Below are 18079 nucleotides of genomic sequence, written 5' to 3'. Positions count from 1 at the left end.
TCAACAAAAGTACGATGTTCATAAAGCGTAATAAGACGACCGAGTGCAAAAGGTGTTAATAAATCTTGAACTAGCGTAATGCTAGGACGGTTTCCTTTAAAACTTCTATGAAGTGCTAAATGATTTGTACTCAATAAAGCAATTAAACTTAAAAACCTACTCATAAAGCCATCATTTTGAAAAATGGAAGAAACAACAATCAAGGTCATATATTATCTTCTATACACCCCACATAACCTCCTCCCCATCCTAAAAGCAAGAACATAAAACAAGTCTGTAAACACTTCGGCGTCTTATCTAACAGATTGTTCCTCCCGCTAACCACTTCAACGCTTTACAAATAACCTTGCCTTGGATATTTCATCCCACTGTCATAAAACATTTAATACATAAAGTCTTATAGGCTTTATATCCCCCCAAATAATAGTGTTTTACAATAAAAACCAAGATAACGAGCTAAATTGTTAAGAATCCTAGGAAAGCCTTCAGGAATCATGATATTTTCGCTATTGTATTGCAGCCACACACTTTTTTAAAGAGATATCTCTTAAATCCCCAAGCCTCTTTCACAATGACGCCCGTAAATGGTATAAAATGAAATCGATTAAGCAGCCCCATCTTTATTTTATAATAAAAGCCATGCCATCATACTATTTTCCGACTCTCAATCTTAGCAATCCCCCTTGCCTTTGAATGAGTTTATAAGAGTCATTTTATTTATTACTCAAATGCCTATCGATACAATAATTTCATATGTAACGTAAAAGTGAATAGTTTTGATTGGTCCACATAAATCGCTTCAAAATAAAAAAAATTGCGATATAATAAATTATTCAATATATAAAACAATCAGTTATTATTAGACATCAATGTTTAAAATTAAAAGTTATCATTAAAGATAAAACACATCTTTTATAAAAATAATTTTATATAAATAAAATCTATCTTTATTCCCATTTTAAAAAATAGGAATAAAGCAAATAAATAATTGCCTCTACAATAATGTTCTTTAAAGATTTTTAAATAATCCAGATACTTAGAAGTTTTCATTTCTAAAAAATGAAAACCTCTGAAAGATCTTCTTACTTTGACAAGAGTATTTTATAGCTCTTTTCAATTGAGAATAAATCAGCAAAAGTAAAAAATCTCTAGTACATGATCTTTTTTCAAAACTTTATCTAAGCAGCCTTCTTAACTGATTTTCGAAACCGAAAAGGCTTTGCACGCTTTGCCACCGCTTTTGCTTTTTTATGCCTCTCATTTTGAGGTGAAGAATTCTTCCGCTGCAACTGCGCGGCATCATCTTTTCGACCTAAAAACTGTTTTTGACGTTTAGATTTTTTAAAACGGCGTTCCTTATCGTTTTCTTTTTCTCTACTTTCTCGCACAATTGGCTTTTCTGGAAACGCTGCAAATTGTTCTGGAACAGACTCAACCACCAATTTCATACGAATCAAGCGCTCTATAGCACGCAACTTAGACCTTTCTATCTTCTCATCAAAAAGTGTAAGTGCTACACCAGATGCACCATTGCGTCCTGTACGACCAATACGATGTACATAACTTTCAGCTTCATCTGGTAAGTCGTAATTAATAACGTGACTTATCCCTGGTATATCAATGCCTCGCGCTGCAATATCTGTTGCCACTAGAATCTGCACAGATCTTTCACGAAAAGCTTTTAAAGCAGACTGGCGAGCACCTTGTGATTTATTTCCATGAATTGTTGCAACTAAATATCCTATCTTTTCTAAACTACGTGTGACAGCATCTGCCCCATGTTTAGTTCGAGTAAAAACAATAACCGAATCAAAAGCTGGATTTGTCAAAAGTTTACTTAAAACATTCTTTTTTTCATTCGTAGGAACACAATATAATTTTTGGCAAATCTCTACAGCCGTAGTACCTTGAGGAACAACTTCAATTTTAACCGGATCATTGAGTAAACATTTTGCAAGCACAGCAATTTCCCTAGGCATTGTTGCAGAAAATAGTGCTGTCTGACGCTCTTGATGCAAAAGCTTTGCAATTTGCTTAACATCATGAATAAACCCCATATCCAACATACGATCTGCTTCATCCAAAATCAAAAAACGAGATTGGGAAAGATCAACACACTTCTCACGAACAAGATCTCTCAAACGCCCTGGAGTCGCTATCAAAACATCCACACCTGCTTCCATACGTTTAATTTGTTTTAAACGTGATACCCCCCCAAAAATAAGACATGTTGAAAGATGTGCTCCTTTCGCCGCAGTGCGAATCGTTTCATCAATCTGAACAGCAAGTTCACGCGTTGGAGCTAAAATCAAAGCGCGTGCAGTTTTAGGACAGCGTTTATCACCCAACGCCAAAATCTGACTTAAAATAGGCAAACCAAATGCCAAGGTTTTTCCAGAGCCTGTCTGGGCAACACCTAAAATATCGTGTCCTTTCAACATCACTGGAATAGCTTGTTCTTGTATAGGTTTAGGTTTACTCATTCCAGCAGTAAGTAAATTTTTAATCAAAAGAGTAGGCAAACCTAACTTTGTAAAAACATTTTCTTCTTTTATAGGCAAAATAAAATCTCTCCTCAGCTGAAGAACTCAAAACAAGTAACCAGCTGAACTCTCCACTCAAGAATCCGCGCAAGAGAAATCCCTGACATTTTAAATGAAGCAACGCTTAACAAGCGGCTTGCGCAACTCATGAACACCTTGAAATCAAGATAAAGGCGTATAAACTCCACTTTACAAAAAGCCAACAAACCAGCCTAACTACCTTTATCCTCATTATCCTTGGATTATGATAAAAAAGCAAGAACTTTACGAAATACATTTATCATGAATAAAAACAATATTTAGATCGTTTACTTTTTGATGATTGTGTCCATCGGTAAATGTACCTTGATAAAATCAGGATAAATCTCGAGAAAAACTGGATTTTGTAAAGTTTTTTGACCGCCATAAATTAAATACCATTGAGTTTTATCAAAAATCGCCAACGTTTTATATCGAATGATGCGATCCTTCATCTCAAGAACTGTTGGAATTAAAGCATACAAAATACCGTTATCAGTTTGTAAATACTCTATATTTTCTTTATCTAAATAATAAGCACCAGAAGGCAACCCCTCAAATTTCCTATGCAACTGTTGAAGAAAATCACTACGTAAAGCACTCTCTGTTGTATTCAATCGATGTGCCATCTCTTTATAAAGCCGCTCAGGCATATAACGAGAAATAGGCGTAAAATCCCTATTTTTTATAGCATTATTGACATCAATAACGACTCTTGAAAGTTCAGCTCTTTGTATTATTGTCGGCTGAGATGCTAAACTCTGTTGATTAACAATCAAAAAGAAAAATGGACTCAGCACCAAATAAAAAATAGGTTTCATCATTATACTTCTTGTTTTAGTAAAATTTCAGTTTTTCAAATAACGAAATCAAATAACGTTTGATCATCAGTAATATCACGATAACGCCAACCTAACGCTTGAAATTTTTCCTCTAAAAGACAAAAATTACCGTATTTTTTTGTTTCAATCGCAACCAATACAGAACCAAAGTTTCTCGCTGATTTTTTAAAATATTCAAAACGTACGATATCATCATCTGGTGATAATGTGGAAAGAAAATGACGCAATGCACCAGGATGTTGCGGAAAACTAAAAATAAAATATTTTCTTAATCCTTGGAAACGTAAAGCACGCTCTTTAATTTCTGGCAAACGCTCAAAATCAAAATTACCTCCTGAAATAACGAGAAGAATTTTTTTCCCCTTTAACTCTTGAGGAGGTATACTGTTAAGCGCATCAATCGATAAAGCACCAGCCGGTTCAAGGACCACACCTTCAACATTAAGCATTTCAACCATCGTAGAACAAACACGATTTTCAGGAACCGTAATGACAGAATCAGGAGGAAATTTCTTTAAAATTGCATAGTTTAGTGCACCAATTTCAGCCACAGCAGCACCATCTACAAAAGTGTCAATACTTTCAAGCTTGACGCGTTTTCCACTCTCCAAACAAGCAAGCAAACTTGCAGCTCTTCGCGGCTCAACGAAACGAAGCTTTGTCTTCCAACCATATTCATGTAAAAACTTACTCACTCCACTTGCCAAACCACCACCCCCTACCGGCACAATCATTAAATCTGGCTCATTTTCTCCATTGAGTTTTTTCCACTGTAAAGCAGCTTCACAGAGCACCGTTGCCTGCCCCGTAATAATGCGAATATCATCGAAAGGTGGAGCCATTACACCACCGCTCTCCACGACAAAGGATTGCGCAGCTTCATAACATTGATCAAATGTTTCACCAATCAAACGAATATCAATGAATTCTTTACCAAAAATACGTGTTTTTTCAATTTTTTGTTGTGGCGTTGTCATAGGCATAAAAATCACGCCTTTACGTTTAAAATAACGACAAACAAAAGAAACCCCTTGCGCATGATTCCCCGCTGAAGCGCAAACAAATGCAGAATCTGGTGATATACTGCTAAGCATTTCTGAAACAAAATTGAAAGCACCACGAATCTTATAAGACCGCACCGGTGTTAAATCTTCACGCTTTAAATAAATTTCTGCATCATACTTTTGACTAAGAAAATCATTTCTTTGAAGTGGAGTTTCAGCAAACACGTGATGCAATCCCACCATAGCTTTTGTGACGTCTTGAATAAATTGACTCATAACACTAATCATTTCATACTTTATTTACATTATAAAAGCTTTTTCTATCGATAAAGGAAACTATTGTCAGTCAAAATTTCACTAAAAAAATGAAAAATGTTTCTTTTGTCATTAATTCTTGATTCAATAAAAGATATAGCTTATGAGAGAAATCACATCGCGGACGTGATGAAAACGGTAAACATAGCAGACTTAAAATCTGCCGGTCGAAGACCTTGCGGGTTCAAGTCCCGCCGTCCGCACCAGTATATCTTAATTTACCTTATTTTCCAATGATTTATTAGAAATCAACACAAATTAAAACACCTTCTAAACCACCTTTCGCAACTTTATTATAACGCCATCAGACGGCACCGCGATGATGCTAAAATACGAATCATTGCTGCTTTTTGAGGTACCTTTTTAGCACGTTGACTTCTTCTTCCTCTTTTAGGGTAGAGAGGCAGTCAATCTCGATCTCCTCATCCTTTAGGATAAAGAAATGAGTCATATCTTTAACGTTAAGAAGCTTTCACAACAGAGCTTGGTAAAATTCTCTTAGCTTCTGTTGCAACTGATTTATAATGCTTAAGTTCTTCTTCAAGGTCATACAAGGCTTTGATTTATAATGATAATCTAGCGTTATTCATATTGAATTAAAGACCCGAATAACGTAGGATTCTCTCATTTCAAATCTCTTTATGTTGCATCAATTAAAATTACTCATTTGCACATCACAAGTGGGGCTGATGTGTGGGTAAAATTGTATAAGAAAGGATTAAAAATGGCTCTTATGAACAGTCTTAAGTGCCAAGGGCTGTCGCAACATTGAAAATTAGCAAAATAGTATGATGATGCCAACTTGCTCTTTTATGAAGCGTAAAGATAGTGGTGCTCTATAAATTTTATACACTTCCTATGGACTTTACCATTATACCATTCATGGGCGGCGCCGTAAAATGGGATTGGGTGCCTCAAGAAAGCTTTCTTTAAAAAGCACTGCTCAAATTGTATACAAAATATATGCACATTGACTATCAAAACAACAAATGTTCTCTTGTCAAACTTTTCATTTTAAACTGAAGTTTATTTTAGTTTATAAACTTCATTATCCGCTGGGAAAGCACGAGATGTGACATCCTCTGCATAGTTCTTGATTGCAGTTTCCATGGCTTGTTCAAGGTTTCCATAACGGCGTACAAATTTTGGCACATGAGCACCATAGCCCAACATATCTTCCATAACCAATACTTGTCCATCACACTGATTGGATGCACCAATACCGATCGTAGGGATAGAAAGCTTTTCTGTCAGTTTTACTGCTAAAGGCTCAACAACCCCTTCTAAGACAATAGCAAAAGCACCTGCCTCCTCAATTGCAGCCCCATCGGCTTCAATTCTTTGCCAATCACTCTGTTTTCGTCCTTGTGTTTTGAAGCCACCAAAACGATTCACCGCCTGGGGTGTGAGACCAATGTGCCCCATCACTGGAATGCCACGTTTACACAAAAAATCAATTGTTTCCGCTATATAAACACCACCTTCAAGCTTAACTGCACCACACCCAGTTTGAGCAAGAATACGCGATGCATTTAAAAAAGCTTGCTCTGGACTTTCCTCATAAGAGCCAAAAGGCATATCAATAACCACAAGAGCTTTTTGAGAGCCACGCACCACAGCTTGCCCGTGTAAAATCATCATATCTAAATTAACAGGAAGCGTTGTCTCAAACCCATATACAACCATACCAACGCTATCACCAACCAAAAGGATATCGCAATATGGATCAGCAATCCGCGCAGCATAAGCTTGGTAAGCTGTTAAAGAAACAATTGGCTGTTGTCCCTTTCTTGCACGTATTTCGGAAGATGTTAGACGCTTTACGGTTTTATGTACACTCATTTTCCGCCCTTCTCTTGCAACATATATTGATCAATCAGCCTTACCTCACCAAAGCGAACAGTAAGAAGTAAAACTGCTGGTTTATTCAATGTTCCTTTAACCGCGCATAAAGTTTCCATATCCCGTAAATCTATCGCTTCAATGATTGCTCGCGTTTCTTGTTGTAAAATATCACGAACAGTTTTGCATAATTTATCAACCGACCGTTCACCTTCATGGTAAAGCTTTTCAGCAGCTTTCCCACTTTCAGGAATAATTTTGGCAGCTTTACGATCTTCTAATGTTAAAAGCTGATTGCGTGAAGAACAAGCTACACCATCTGACTCCCGTAGAATAGGAACACCAACGATTTCAATAGGAAAAGCCAAATCTTCAACCATACGCCGAATAATTAAAAGTTGTTGAAAATCCTTTTCCCCAAAAAAAGCCTTGTCTGGTTGGACAATGTTAAAAAGTTTAGCAACAACGCTTGTTACACCACAAAAGTGCCCTGGACGTAATTTTCCCATCAAAATACGTGATAATTTTTTCACTTGCACAATTGTATCATTTCCCAGTGGCCACATTTCATCTACAGAAGGGGCAAAAACACATTCAAAACCTGCTTCTTTTAACAAAGCACAATCACCCTTCAAATCTCTTGGATATTGAGCAAAATCTTCATGAGGTCCAAATTGCTTTGGATTGACAAAAATAGAAACCAATACGCGATCACACATTGCTCTTGCATACTGTACTAATGCAAGATGACCATCATGCAATGCCCCCATTGTTGGAACAAAACCAATCGAAAAACCTAAACGTCGTTCCTCTGAAGTATATTGGCGGACTTCAGCAATTGTCTTTAAAACTTTCATTTTCCCATTCAATTATCATCAGATCAATAAATTAATGCTTGTATACCAAATTGGCGCTCAAACAATTGTATCAAATTCATGCGCACTGACGGCTGCTTTATATCTCGTGGCTCCCAGACATGACGCATAAGAAAAAAGCCCGTCAGTATAAAACCATTTATTATGTCACTAGAATCAGTAGGACGAGTCGTTCTTTGCACAAGAAATTGTGGTAGAATGAGAAGCTTTTTTTTCCAAGGTTCCCCTGCTTCTTCACAGACAGCCCGTCCAGATTTTGGTGATACGTAATGAAGCCTTTCCTGACGACCTGTTGCAGCACAACAAGATAAATCAAGACCAAAACCAAGTTCTTCAAGAAGCCGCATTTCAAAACGTACAAGCAATTCTGCATTTACAAATGGTTCATCAAAATTTTGCATAAAAAGGTGTAAAATATCATATAAAACGGGGTGCGGATCACGCTCAGGAAGAAGCCGCAAATGAAAAGCTATCAATTGCAAAGCATAAAGCGCTTCTGGTAGACAGATTAATCGTGCCGCATGTAAATCAAGAGCTTCAAGCCGAAAAAGTCCCAAATGTTCTTCTAAACGAGCCCACCATTCAGCTTCCACAAAATTTCCAGGTTGAAGAAGAGCTGCCATACGACGCGATCGCCCTCCTTTCACCACGCCCATATAACGACCATGTTCACGTGTCATAACCTCAAGAATAACACTTGTTTCACCATATTGGCGTGTACCAAGAATAACAGCTTGTTCTTTCCACTTCATTTTACTTTAATTATTTTTAAAAATCTTATTTTAAAAAATCCAATCCCATTTCGCGATAACGTTCTGGATCGGTATCCCAATTATCGCGTACTTTCACAAAGAGAAAAAGATGAACCTTTTGATCCATAATTTCCATGAGTTCTTTACGTGCTGCTTGACCAATCGCTTTAATTGTATCGCCTTTTGCTCCTAAGACAATTTTTTTCTGACTCTCACGCTCGACATAAATAACTTGATTAATTTTAACGGAACCATCTGAACGCTCTTCCCAGCTTTCTGTTTCAACCGTTGAGGAATAAGGAAGTTCGTCATGAAGACGAAGAAAAAGTTTTTCACGCGTAATTTCAGCAGCAAGATGACGCATGGGCATATCGGAAATTTGATCTTCTGGATAATACCATGGTCCCTCCTGCATCATATTACTCAACGCATGAAGTAAATCCTTGCAACCAGAACCGTTTAGAGCAGAAATCATAAATGTTTGCGCAAACTTTACACGTTCATTTATTTTAGTGGTTAACGCTAGAAGAGATGATTTAACAACTGTATCAACCTTATTAAGAACAAGAACTTTTTCTTGTTTCATGTTGTTTACAATATCTAACATCATATCAACTTCATCCGAAAGACCACTTTGAGCGTCAATTAAAACGAGCAGAACATCCGCGCTCTTAGCCCCTCCCCAAGCAGCAGAGACCATGGCACGTTCTAAGCGCTTATGGGGACGAAAAACACCCGGTGTATCGACTAACACAATTTGCACATCATCATGAATGACAATACCGCGGATTAAAGTTCGTGTTGTCTGTACCTTATGCGTTACAATTGAAACCTTTGTTCCAACCAATTGATTAACCAATGTCGATTTACCGGCATTAGGCATCCCAATAAGCACAACAAACCCAGAACGCGTTTTCATAACGTCACTCATGATCATTTTTTCCCACTGTTTTCCATACACCCTCTCGTCGTAAAATTTTTTCAGCTGCCATTCTTTCGGCATATCTTTTGGAACTTCCCTGCCCAATCTCTGAAGCAAACCCAGAAATACTGACCTCTACCATAAAAACAGGATCGTGATCTGGACCTGAACGTTTTATAACCTGATAATGTGGTTGTGCATTGCCTTGGATATGCGCCCATTCCTGTAATTCTGTCTTGGCATCACGTCGACCAGCATCCATTTTCTTTGCCCGACTTTGCCAATATTTTTGAATAAAAGGGCGAACGCTTTCCAATCCTCCATCGAGATATATCACGGCAATCAAAGCTTCCACGACATCTGCATGCATATTGATGAGTCGACGCCCCTCGAAATTTTTCATCTCAAAACCAACACGGATCATATCAGGCAGCCTCATTTCACGCGCAATATCAGCACATGTCTGCGCATTGACCAGATGATTCAAACGGACTGATAATTCACCTTCACTTGCCTGAGGGAAAAGTTGATACAGCATTTCTGCAATCAAAAGGCCTAAAACCCGATCCCCTAAAAACTCTAGTCGTTCATAATTCCCCTGTTCTGAATCTTGTACACTCGAGTGTGTTAATGCCTTCTTTAACCTCTCTTCATCTTTAAAACGATGCCCCGTCAGCTTGAAAAGCTGATCAATCATTAGACGACGTTTCATCGTTGTTTCCTTGCTTGATAAGCGGCAAATCATGAACCGTATTTATGAAAGAAAACAAACGCTTCCAACGCACATCAAATGGCCAGCGCCAAATCTGCCAAGCACTTGAACCGTTACTGATGGAAAAGAAAATTACGCTCGCGCGACCAATAAGATTTTCTTCTGGAACATAGCCTACATCTAAACGACTATCATCTGAATTGTCGCGGTTATCTCCCATCATAAAGTAATGTCCTTGAGGAACTTCAAAGACTTTTGTATCATCAACTTTCGGGATGAAAGCTAAATCAAGTGTATCATAACTGACACCGTTAGGCATTGTCTCGCGATAAACCTCAATAGGATAGTTAACCTCTGTTATATCAGAATTATCAATCTCCCCCATAAAGTGACGTGAAACAGCCTTATCATTAATATAAAGAACACTTTGACGGACTTGTATACGATCACCTGGTAGCCCAACAACACGTTTTATATAATCAATCTTCGGATTACTTGGTAAGCGAAAAACGACTACATCTCCACGTTGAGGTTGAGATGCCCAAATCCTTCCAGAAAAAAGAGGAGGAGAAAAGGGGATGGAAAAACGAGAATACCCATATGCATACTTAGAAACAAACAGATAATCTCCCACCAATAAAGTAGGACGCATTGAACCGGAAGGAATACTAAAAGGCTGGAAAAAAAGTGTCCGAATAAACGCTGCTAAAAGCAGAGCCTGTATTAGAACAGAGATAAATTCACGAAGCCCACCTTTTTTTTCTTTTTTATGCACTTTATCTTTTTGGATCATCACCAACTGCCTTCTCATCACAGATATAATTTTTTTTCATCATAATATTCAAATAACAAAAGCACAATCTCTCATCCCATCTATCCACGTGGAAGTGCCTCGATAATAATAAATGCCTGTGCCCAAGGAAAATCATCTGTTATGCTAAGATGAATAACTGCATCATGGTGAGGAGGTAATAACTTTTGAAGTTGCACTTGTGCGCGATTTGTTAATTGCATGATTGGTTTACCAGATGGCAAATTAACTACCCCCATATCTTTCCAATTGACACCACAAGCGATTCCTGTTCCTAAGGCTTTAGCACATGCTTCTTTAGCAGCAAATCTTTTTGCATAGGAAGAGGAGATTTTTTTGAGATTTTCGGATCTATTTCTTTCAATATCCGTAAAAATACGTTGGATAAAACGCTCACCATAACAAACCAACATTTTCTCAATACGTCGTATATCAACCAGATCATTTCCAAGACCAACAATCATAAGATATTACCCAATCTTTCTTACGATGAACGTTTCTTTAAACGCCTTTTTCTTATAATCTTTTGATATCGCTTTTCTTTAAAACGAACCGTTGCTCTGTAAACACCTATATAAGATAACCCACCAAAAACAATACCTAAAAGAGTTCCACCTAAAATCATAGGACTCATAATTGTGTCCCATGCACCTTTAAAGAGGAGAGAGAGATTTGACAATGTCAAATCATTAAATAGAGCACGAATTTGCGAAAGAGAAATCTCTTTGACATCGCTAAAAAGTGATAAACAAAAATACCCTACTTTATAATCAGCCATGACAATCAATAAAAATGTGAGTGGATTAGAAAAAATAGTCCCAATGATTGCAGCGGCAAAGTTTGCACGCAAAAGCCAAGAAAGAAATATTGCCAAAATAATATGCAGCCCAAAGAAAGGAGAACAAGCTAAAAAAATGCCAACAGCAACCCCCAATGCTACTTCATGCGGTGTTGCTGATATACGCAAAATACGTTTATGTATGTAGCAAAATGAGCGAGAAAATGAACGACGTGGACATAACCAAAGTCGAATACGCGTTACAAAATCTATTGGTTCTCGACGACGAAAAAGCATATGACTCTCAATATACATCTTTTGATGATGAAATAATCTATATTATCCAAATTAATCTTTTTAAGCTTTATTATCCAAATTAATCTTTTTAAGCTTTTGCACAAAAAAAATAGAAAGACAATTAAATATTTCGACTGCCTGGTTTTATCGCTGGAAGAACAGAAAGCTCTGCAGGAAGTGCATCACTAGCATAAGAGGTTATCTCGTATTCAGCAAGTGCAATCAATGGAACTCCAACATTGACTTTACCACCAGAACGATCAAGGATACATGCGCTGGCCAATACCTCTGCTCCTGCTGCAACGAGCGCCTCAATAGTCTCACGAATAGAAAGACCGGTGGTCACAATATCTTCAACGATAACAACCCGTGCACCCTTCTTGATTTCAAAACGACGCAACTCAAAGATGCCATTTACACGCTCTACCCAAAGAGAAGGAACACCAAGGTGACGTGAAGTTTCATAGGAAGGAATAAGACCGCCAATTGCGGGACCAACAACATAATCAATTTTTCCATCGATAGATTTTTTTATTTTTTCAGCTAATCCACGACATAACTTTTCCGTCAAGTCAGCATGCATGAATACTTTCGCTTTTTGCATATAAGTCGCACTATGGCGACCCGATGTTAAAATAAAATGCCCTTCTAGAATAGCATCTGCTTGTTTAAAAATATCAATGACATCTTGTGTATTCATTGCAAAATCTTTCTTTTTATCCATGAACCCGCCGTACTGTACTTACTGAACTTGCCTCTTTTAACTGAGAAAAAATACGATTCAAATGTTTTAAATCCCACACTTCCAAATCAATCATAATTTCTGTAAAATCTGGTGCTGTACGAATAAACGATAAATTTTGAATATTGGCATCGTTAGCAGAAATTATTTGTGTAATTTCAGCCAAAGAACCAGGACTATTTACAACCAAAATATTCATCCGTGCAGGAAAACGTTCATTCATTTGGGCATCAATATCCCAGCGGACATCAATCCATCGTTCTGGTTGATCATCATACGCCATCAAAGCTGAAGACTGTATTGGATAAATAACGATCCCAGCCCCTGGCTGCATAATACCAACAATCCGATCTCCAGGTACTGCTCCTTCCGGTGAAAACCGTACGGGTATATCTCCACGGGTTCCTCTAATAGGCAATGCTTTAGATTGATGATTCTCGACCATTGCATTCTTTTCATTTTCTGGAACTTTAAAAATCATACCTTGAGCATTTTCAATATTAAACCAACCTTCTTCCCCAGGCTTAAAAGATGACTTTTGTACCACACGGTGATCTTGATAATCAGGATAAACCGCTTTAATCACATCAGCGGAAAACAGCTCTCCACGCCCAACAGCAGCTAAGACATCCTCTACATCTTTACGCGCTAAACGTGGCAAAACTTTCTTCAAAATGTCTTTTGAAAATTGTTTTCCCATATATTCAAATGAACGCTCAAGAATACGATATCCTAAACCCGAATATTGTTTACGTACCGCTGCACGGCTTGCTCGTCGAATAGCTGAACGTGCTTTACCTGTGACAACAAGAAATTCCCATGCAGCTGGCGGAATTTGAGCGTGTGAACGAATAATATCAACCTCATCACCATTTTTTAATTTGGTCATTAAAGGCATAATACGACCATTGATTTTTACACCCACACAAGAATCACCGATGTCTGTATGGACGGCATAAGCAAAATCAATAGGTGTAGCTCCTTTAGGAAAAGCAATTAATCGACCTTTCGGCGTAAAACAAAAAACTTGGTCTTGAAAAAGCTCAAGTTTTGTATGTTCTAAAAACTCTTCTGGATTATCTCCATCAGACAAAGATTGTATCGTTTGACGCAGCCATGCATAGGCATTCGTTTCGCTTGATAACTTCATAGTCGAATAATTAGAACCGTGCTCTTTATATATGGAATGAGCAGCAACCCCATATTCAGCAACTTCATCCATAGCAGCCGTTCTAATTTGCAACTCAACACGTTGTCGCGATGGTCCCACAATTGTTGTATGAATAGAACGATAATCATTTTGCTTTGGTATAGAGATATAATCTTTAAAACGACCAGGAACCATTGGCCATGTCGTATGAATGACCCCAAGAGCACGATAACAATCATTCACGGACTCAACAATCACACGAAAGCCAAAAATATCCGATAACTGTTCAAAAGATAATGCTTTACTTTCCATTTTGCGAAAGACTGAATAAGATTTTTTCTGACGGCTTTTAACATCTGCTTTAATGCCATGCTCGAAAAAAAGTTTTGTCAATTCATTTTCAATTGTGGAAAGTAAATCACGGTTGTGTTTCAATAATTCAGAAAGTCGATTGGTAATCGTACGATAACCTTCTGGATTTAAATAAAAGAAAGAGAGATCCTCTAGTTCCTCGCGCATATCCTGCATACCCATACGACCTGCAAGTGGCGCATAAATATCCATCGTCTCCTCAGCAATTCGTCGACGTTTATCATCACGCATAACACCAAGGGTACGCATATTATGAAGGCGGTCAGCGAGTTTAACTAAAAGAACGCGAACATCATCAGAAATGGCAATAAGAAGTTTACGAAGATTTTCTGCCTGTACGGCTTTCTTTGATACAAGATCAAGCTTATTAAGCTTTGTAAGTCCTTCAACCAACTTCCCAATTTCAGAACCAAAAAGCTGATCAATTTCTGCTCGTGTAGCGCTTGTATCTTCAATTGTATCATGCAAAAGAGCAACAGCAATCGTTGCCTCATCCAACCGCATATCTGTCAAAATAGCAGCAACTTCTAAAGGATGAGAAAAATAAAGATCACCTGACGCACGCTTTTGATGTGCATGCTTTCTCATTGCATAATCATAGGCCTTGTTTAAAAGAGCCTCATCTACGTCAGACTTGTAACGCTGAACACGTCCAACAAGCTCACACTGACGCATCATACGAGTATATCCTTTATCTTTTCACACCCCTAATCCTTATTGAACACATCTTATCAATAAAAGACAAGAAAAATAATTGCTCCTCACACGACAAGGTATCTTTACTCCTGTAATATAAATTGCCGCAATTAATAATCGTCACTTTTTTCTGGAACAACCAAACCTTCAATACCCGCTAAAAGCTCTTCTTCTGACATATGATCAAATGAAGTACCTTCTTCTTGCAACGACGTATTAAAAACACTTTCAGCTTCACCTGAATGAGTAATAAATTCACTTGCCATTTCTGGCTCATCTACTTCCACATGCTTTTGCAGCGAATGAATAAGGTCTTCCTTTAAATCAGCAGGCGACAACGTTTCTTCTGCTATTTCACGCAAAGCAACAACTGGATTTTTATCATTATCACGATCAACCGTAATCTGCGCTCCTTGTGAAATCTGACGCGCCCGATGACCTGCTAAAAGTACCAATTCAAAGCGGTTATCAACTTTATCAATACAATCTTCTACCGTTACGCGGGCCATTTATGCCTCTTTCTCAAATAAAAAATTTAATAGCGGATAGGGAAGTATATACAATAATCAAAATAAAACACAAGAAAAACAACACAAACTTTTATATTTTTTAATTACAGAACTTATTTAAGAAAATTCTTGGAAAATTTATAAGAATATATAGCCTATACATGCTCGTTATCAAAGCTGCTCTTAAAAGCATTCCAATAGATTGGCTTCAAACAAAGGGAGATCTTTCTTGACAAAATGTTTGTCTGGAGTCTTCATCCTTTTAAAAGGAATACCAGCTGTTTAAAATCCTTTGCAATAACAGCTGCCCTTATGCATACTTTTTATGATAATATCTGTATTTAAAGAGAGAGCTTTTTTTCTTTGAACATCATGTGTATTGCACTCTTATTCATCGAATAAATTACTGAAAGATTATCTCTCTTTACACAATAATTAGTAATAAGTTTATATTAAACTTTCTTTATATTCATTATAGATTGTTTCTCAAAACATAACCCGTCATATACGCTATAAAAGACTCAAAAAAATAGAAAAAACGATTGATGCCTAACACCATGAATAGCCAATTAACATCACTTTGCCCAGAACCGCCCCAAAATTGCAATTTATGTCCTAGGCTCCATCAGTTTATCGCTGACTGGCGTGTAAAAGAACCAAGTTGGTATAATGCACCGGTGCGCCCCTTCTTTCCTTATAAAGGAGCAGACACAACGCGCCTTCTTATTGTTGGGCTTGCTCCTGGGTTACGCGGAGCAAATCGAACTGGACGTCCATTTACTGGTGATTATGCTGGGCACTTACTTTATTCAACTTTAAAAAAATTTGGTTTTGCCCAAGGGACCTTCGAAGAAAGAGCAGATGATACTCTTGAACTGATTGATGCAGCAATCGTTAACTCTGTTCGTTGTGTTCCACCAGAAAATAAACCCACCGGTGCAGAAATTAACACGTGCCGCTATTTCTTCTCTCCTCTTTTAACAAATCTTCCCAAACTTAAAGCCGTTATTACTTTAGGCACCATTGCGCACCATTCCACGATACGTGCCCTTAATGCAAAAGTTTTAGCTCACCCTTTTGGGCACGGCGAAATCAATAACATCGGCAGATTACGCATCTTTTCGAGCTATCACTGTTCTCGTTATAATACAAATACTGGACTCTTGACAGACGCCATGTTTCACCAAATCTTTCAAGCAGCAAAAACATACTTAGATCAATGCTAAAACTGTTTTAAAAAGTGTTATAAATAAAGGATATCTTGATCGCATCCGTCATCCATATCTTTTTAAAAGTCTTGCTTTTTCACGTCCCCAATCGCGTTTTTTTTCCGTTTCGCGCTTATCATGAAGCTTTTTCCCCCGCGCTAAAGCGATCTCCAACTTAACGCGCCCCCGTTCATTAAAATAAAGTTTGAGAGGAACAAGTGTCATTCCTTCACGAGACGTTGCATTAAAAAAACGCGCCATCTCACGTTTTGAAAGTAATAACTTGCGCAAACGTCGCGGTTCATGATTAAAACGATTAGCCTGCGTATATTCAGGAATATAGCTGTTTACTAACCATAATTCCCCATTCTCAAAACTCGCATAGCTTTCCGCAATATTGGCATGATTAGAACGTAGTGACTTCACTTCCGCTCCCTGAAGGACAAGACCAGCCTCGAGATTATTAAGGATTTCAAAATTAAAACGTGCTTTACGATTGTCAGCAATTATTTTCCGTACGGGCGCGTTCTTTTTTTTATTCATGGCTTTGTCAATATCATTTATTCTTTTAAAAGATCAGCATGACTGAGCGCTGCATCAATAATCTTCTTTGTGCTCTCTGTTAATGGAACAATAGGAGAACGCACTGTATCACCACAAAATCCTAATTTTGCAGCGGCATATTTAATACCTGCTGGACTAGGTTCAATAAATACAGCACGATTAAGAGGCATCAAGCGATCATTTAATTCTCGTGCTGTTTTATAATCACCACGAAAACAAGCAGCTTGAAGCTCTGCACAAAGCTTTGGAGCAACATTGGAGGAAACTGAAATACACCCCACACCTCCATGTGCATTAAAACCTAACGCCGTACAATCATCGCCGGAAAGCTGCACAAAATCTTTTCCACACTTTTCACCTTGTTCACTAACGCGCTCAATTCTGCTCGTTGCATCCTTAACACCAATGATATTGTTAAAATCTTGATAAAGGTCTCTCATCGTTTCTACAGCCATATCGATAATAGAACGACCAGGAATATTATAAATTATAATCGGAATAGAAACAGCTTTGGCAATGGAAGAAAAATGTTTGTATAAACCAGATTGATTTGGTTTATTATAATAGGGAGTGACAACCAAAACTGCATCTGCACCAGCTTTTTGCGCATATTGTGCAAGTTCTACAGCCTCACTTGTGCTATTTGATCCCGCTCCGGCCACAACAGGAACACGCTTTGCGACCTGCTCAACACACAATTCTATAATCCGCTTATGTTCTTCATGACTTAACGTTGCTGATTCACCTGTTGTCCCAACTGGGCTTACACCGTTAATCCCTTGTGTGATCTGCCATTCAATAAAATCACAGAACGCCTTCTCATCAATTGCGCCCTTGTTATCAAATGGTGTGATAAGCGCAGTTATAGCTCCCTTGAGCATGATAAACTCCCTATAATGTTCGCTTTTATTTTTTTAATAATCGCCTTTTATAAATTTTAAATAGAGCATAATCTTGCTCTATCATTGAAGCAAGATGAATTTCAAAAAAAGCCCTCATAAGATGAAGATCGCCCTCCTTAAATGTTGAACATTTCTTTTAAATAAGCCGTCTATATTAACGCGTTTTTCATGCTTGTGTTCTATAGATCCTTAAGTTTTTTACAAAAAGCAAGGTCTCAAGGTCTT

General features: G+C 37.8%; 17 protein-coding genes, 1 tRNA gene and 1 pseudogene. 2 read left to right on the top strand and 17 right to left on the bottom strand.

The genetic code is table 11. The features are described from left to right. From PVV60_RS05285 to ilvA, 4 genes and pseudogenes are all read right to left on the bottom strand, one after another. Window positions 1-125, bottom strand: a pseudogene (locus PVV60_RS05285) (hypothetical protein); the annotation flags it as partial. Between the two features lie 1053 nt (window positions 126-1178). Further along, window positions 1179-2561: a DEAD/DEAH box helicase gene (locus PVV60_RS05280; protein WP_273723662.1), complete on the bottom strand. Its 1383-nt coding sequence runs from the start codon at window positions 2559-2561 to the stop codon at window positions 1179-1181. Window positions 2562-2851: 290 nt separating this feature from the next. Then, window positions 2852-3382: a hypothetical protein gene (locus tag PVV60_RS05275; RefSeq protein ID WP_273723669.1), complete on the bottom strand. Its 531-nt coding sequence runs from the start codon at window positions 3380-3382 to the stop codon at window positions 2852-2854. A gap of 35 nt (window positions 3383-3417) precedes the next feature. Further along, window positions 3418-4695, bottom strand: a complete 1278-nt coding sequence (gene ilvA / locus PVV60_RS05270) for a threonine ammonia-lyase IlvA (RefSeq protein WP_273723660.1) — start codon at window positions 4693-4695, stop codon at window positions 3418-3420. A 147-nt stretch (window positions 4696-4842) separates the two neighbouring features. Between ilvA and PVV60_RS05265 the strand changes: the two genes are divergently transcribed. Beyond that, a tRNA-Leu gene (locus PVV60_RS05265) sits at window positions 4843-4928 on the top strand. Window positions 4929-5748: 820 nt separating this feature from the next. Here PVV60_RS05265 and panB read toward each other — a convergent pair. The 11 genes from panB to rpoZ form a co-directional block, all read right to left on the bottom strand. Continuing rightward, on the bottom strand, window positions 5749-6564 hold the full coding sequence (panB, locus tag PVV60_RS05260) for a 3-methyl-2-oxobutanoate hydroxymethyltransferase (protein WP_273723658.1): 816 nt from the start codon (window positions 6562-6564) through the stop codon (window positions 5749-5751). Continuing rightward, a complete protein-coding gene (gene panC, locus PVV60_RS05255; protein ID WP_273723657.1) occupies window positions 6561-7421 on the bottom strand; it encodes a pantoate--beta-alanine ligase in 861 nt (286 codons plus the stop codon). The genes panB and panC overlap by 4 nt, the downstream gene beginning before the upstream one ends. Window positions 7422-7444: 23 nt before the next feature. Continuing rightward, on the bottom strand, window positions 7445-8191 hold the full coding sequence (gene recO, locus PVV60_RS05250) for a DNA repair protein RecO (protein WP_012754938.1): 747 nt from the start codon (window positions 8189-8191) through the stop codon (window positions 7445-7447). Between the two features lie 25 nt (window positions 8192-8216). Beyond that, window positions 8217-9122 (bottom strand): GTPase Era, encoded by a 906-nt coding sequence (era, locus tag PVV60_RS05245; protein WP_273723653.1) that lies wholly within the window; start codon window positions 9120-9122, stop codon window positions 8217-8219. After that, complete coding sequence (gene rnc / locus PVV60_RS05240) at window positions 9115-9825, bottom strand: ribonuclease III (protein ID WP_273723651.1); 711 nt, start codon at window positions 9823-9825, stop codon at window positions 9115-9117. Before rnc ends, era begins: the two co-directional genes overlap by 8 nt. Further along, entirely contained in the window at window positions 9803-10618 is an 816-nt protein-coding gene (gene lepB, locus PVV60_RS05235; RefSeq protein ID WP_273723650.1) for a signal peptidase I, read from the bottom strand. Before lepB ends, rnc begins: the two co-directional genes overlap by 23 nt. Before the next feature lie 80 nt (window positions 10619-10698). After that, a complete protein-coding gene (gene acpS / locus PVV60_RS05230) occupies window positions 10699-11100 on the bottom strand; it encodes a holo-ACP synthase (RefSeq protein ID WP_273723648.1) in 402 nt (133 codons plus the stop codon). A gap of 20 nt (window positions 11101-11120) precedes the next feature. Beyond that, the gene (locus tag PVV60_RS05225; protein ID WP_273723646.1) at window positions 11121-11711 is read right to left on the bottom strand and encodes a DUF2062 domain-containing protein; all 591 of its coding nucleotides are present in this window, start codon (window positions 11709-11711) and stop codon (window positions 11121-11123) included. 121 nt (window positions 11712-11832) lie between these two features. Next, a complete protein-coding gene (pyrE, locus tag PVV60_RS05220) occupies window positions 11833-12411 on the bottom strand; it encodes an orotate phosphoribosyltransferase (protein ID WP_273723667.1) in 579 nt (192 codons plus the stop codon). Between the two features lie 16 nt (window positions 12412-12427). Beyond that, the gene (locus tag PVV60_RS05215) at window positions 12428-14653 is read right to left on the bottom strand and encodes a bifunctional (p)ppGpp synthetase/guanosine-3',5'-bis(diphosphate) 3'-pyrophosphohydrolase (protein ID WP_273723644.1); all 2226 of its coding nucleotides are present in this window, start codon (window positions 14651-14653) and stop codon (window positions 12428-12430) included. A gap of 128 nt (window positions 14654-14781) precedes the next feature. Then, a complete protein-coding gene (gene rpoZ, locus PVV60_RS05210; protein WP_273723642.1) occupies window positions 14782-15180 on the bottom strand; it encodes a DNA-directed RNA polymerase subunit omega in 399 nt (132 codons plus the stop codon). Window positions 15181-15737: 557 nt separating this feature from the next. Between rpoZ and PVV60_RS05205 the strand changes: the two genes are divergently transcribed. Next, entirely contained in the window at window positions 15738-16406 is a 669-nt protein-coding gene (locus PVV60_RS05205) for a uracil-DNA glycosylase (protein ID WP_273723666.1), read from the top strand. 48 nt (window positions 16407-16454) lie between these two features. On the opposite strand, the gene smpB is transcribed toward PVV60_RS05205, so the two are convergent. Beyond that, the gene (gene smpB, locus PVV60_RS05200; protein WP_012231306.1) at window positions 16455-16931 is read right to left on the bottom strand and encodes an SsrA-binding protein SmpB; all 477 of its coding nucleotides are present in this window, start codon (window positions 16929-16931) and stop codon (window positions 16455-16457) included. A gap of 17 nt (window positions 16932-16948) precedes the next feature. Beyond that, window positions 16949-17833, bottom strand: coding sequence for a 4-hydroxy-tetrahydrodipicolinate synthase (dapA, locus tag PVV60_RS05195; RefSeq protein WP_273723639.1), 885 nt, complete (start codon window positions 17831-17833; stop codon window positions 16949-16951). Between the last annotated feature and the right edge of the window lie 246 nt (window positions 17834-18079).

It is taken from the genome of Bartonella sp. AU18XJBT (assembly GCF_028618595.1).
In the GTDB taxonomy this organism is placed as follows: Bacteria; Pseudomonadota; Alphaproteobacteria; order Rhizobiales; family Rhizobiaceae; genus Bartonella.
The sequence above is the reverse complement of the archived record's forward strand: the minus strand, read 5'-3'. Positions and strand labels throughout refer to the sequence as shown.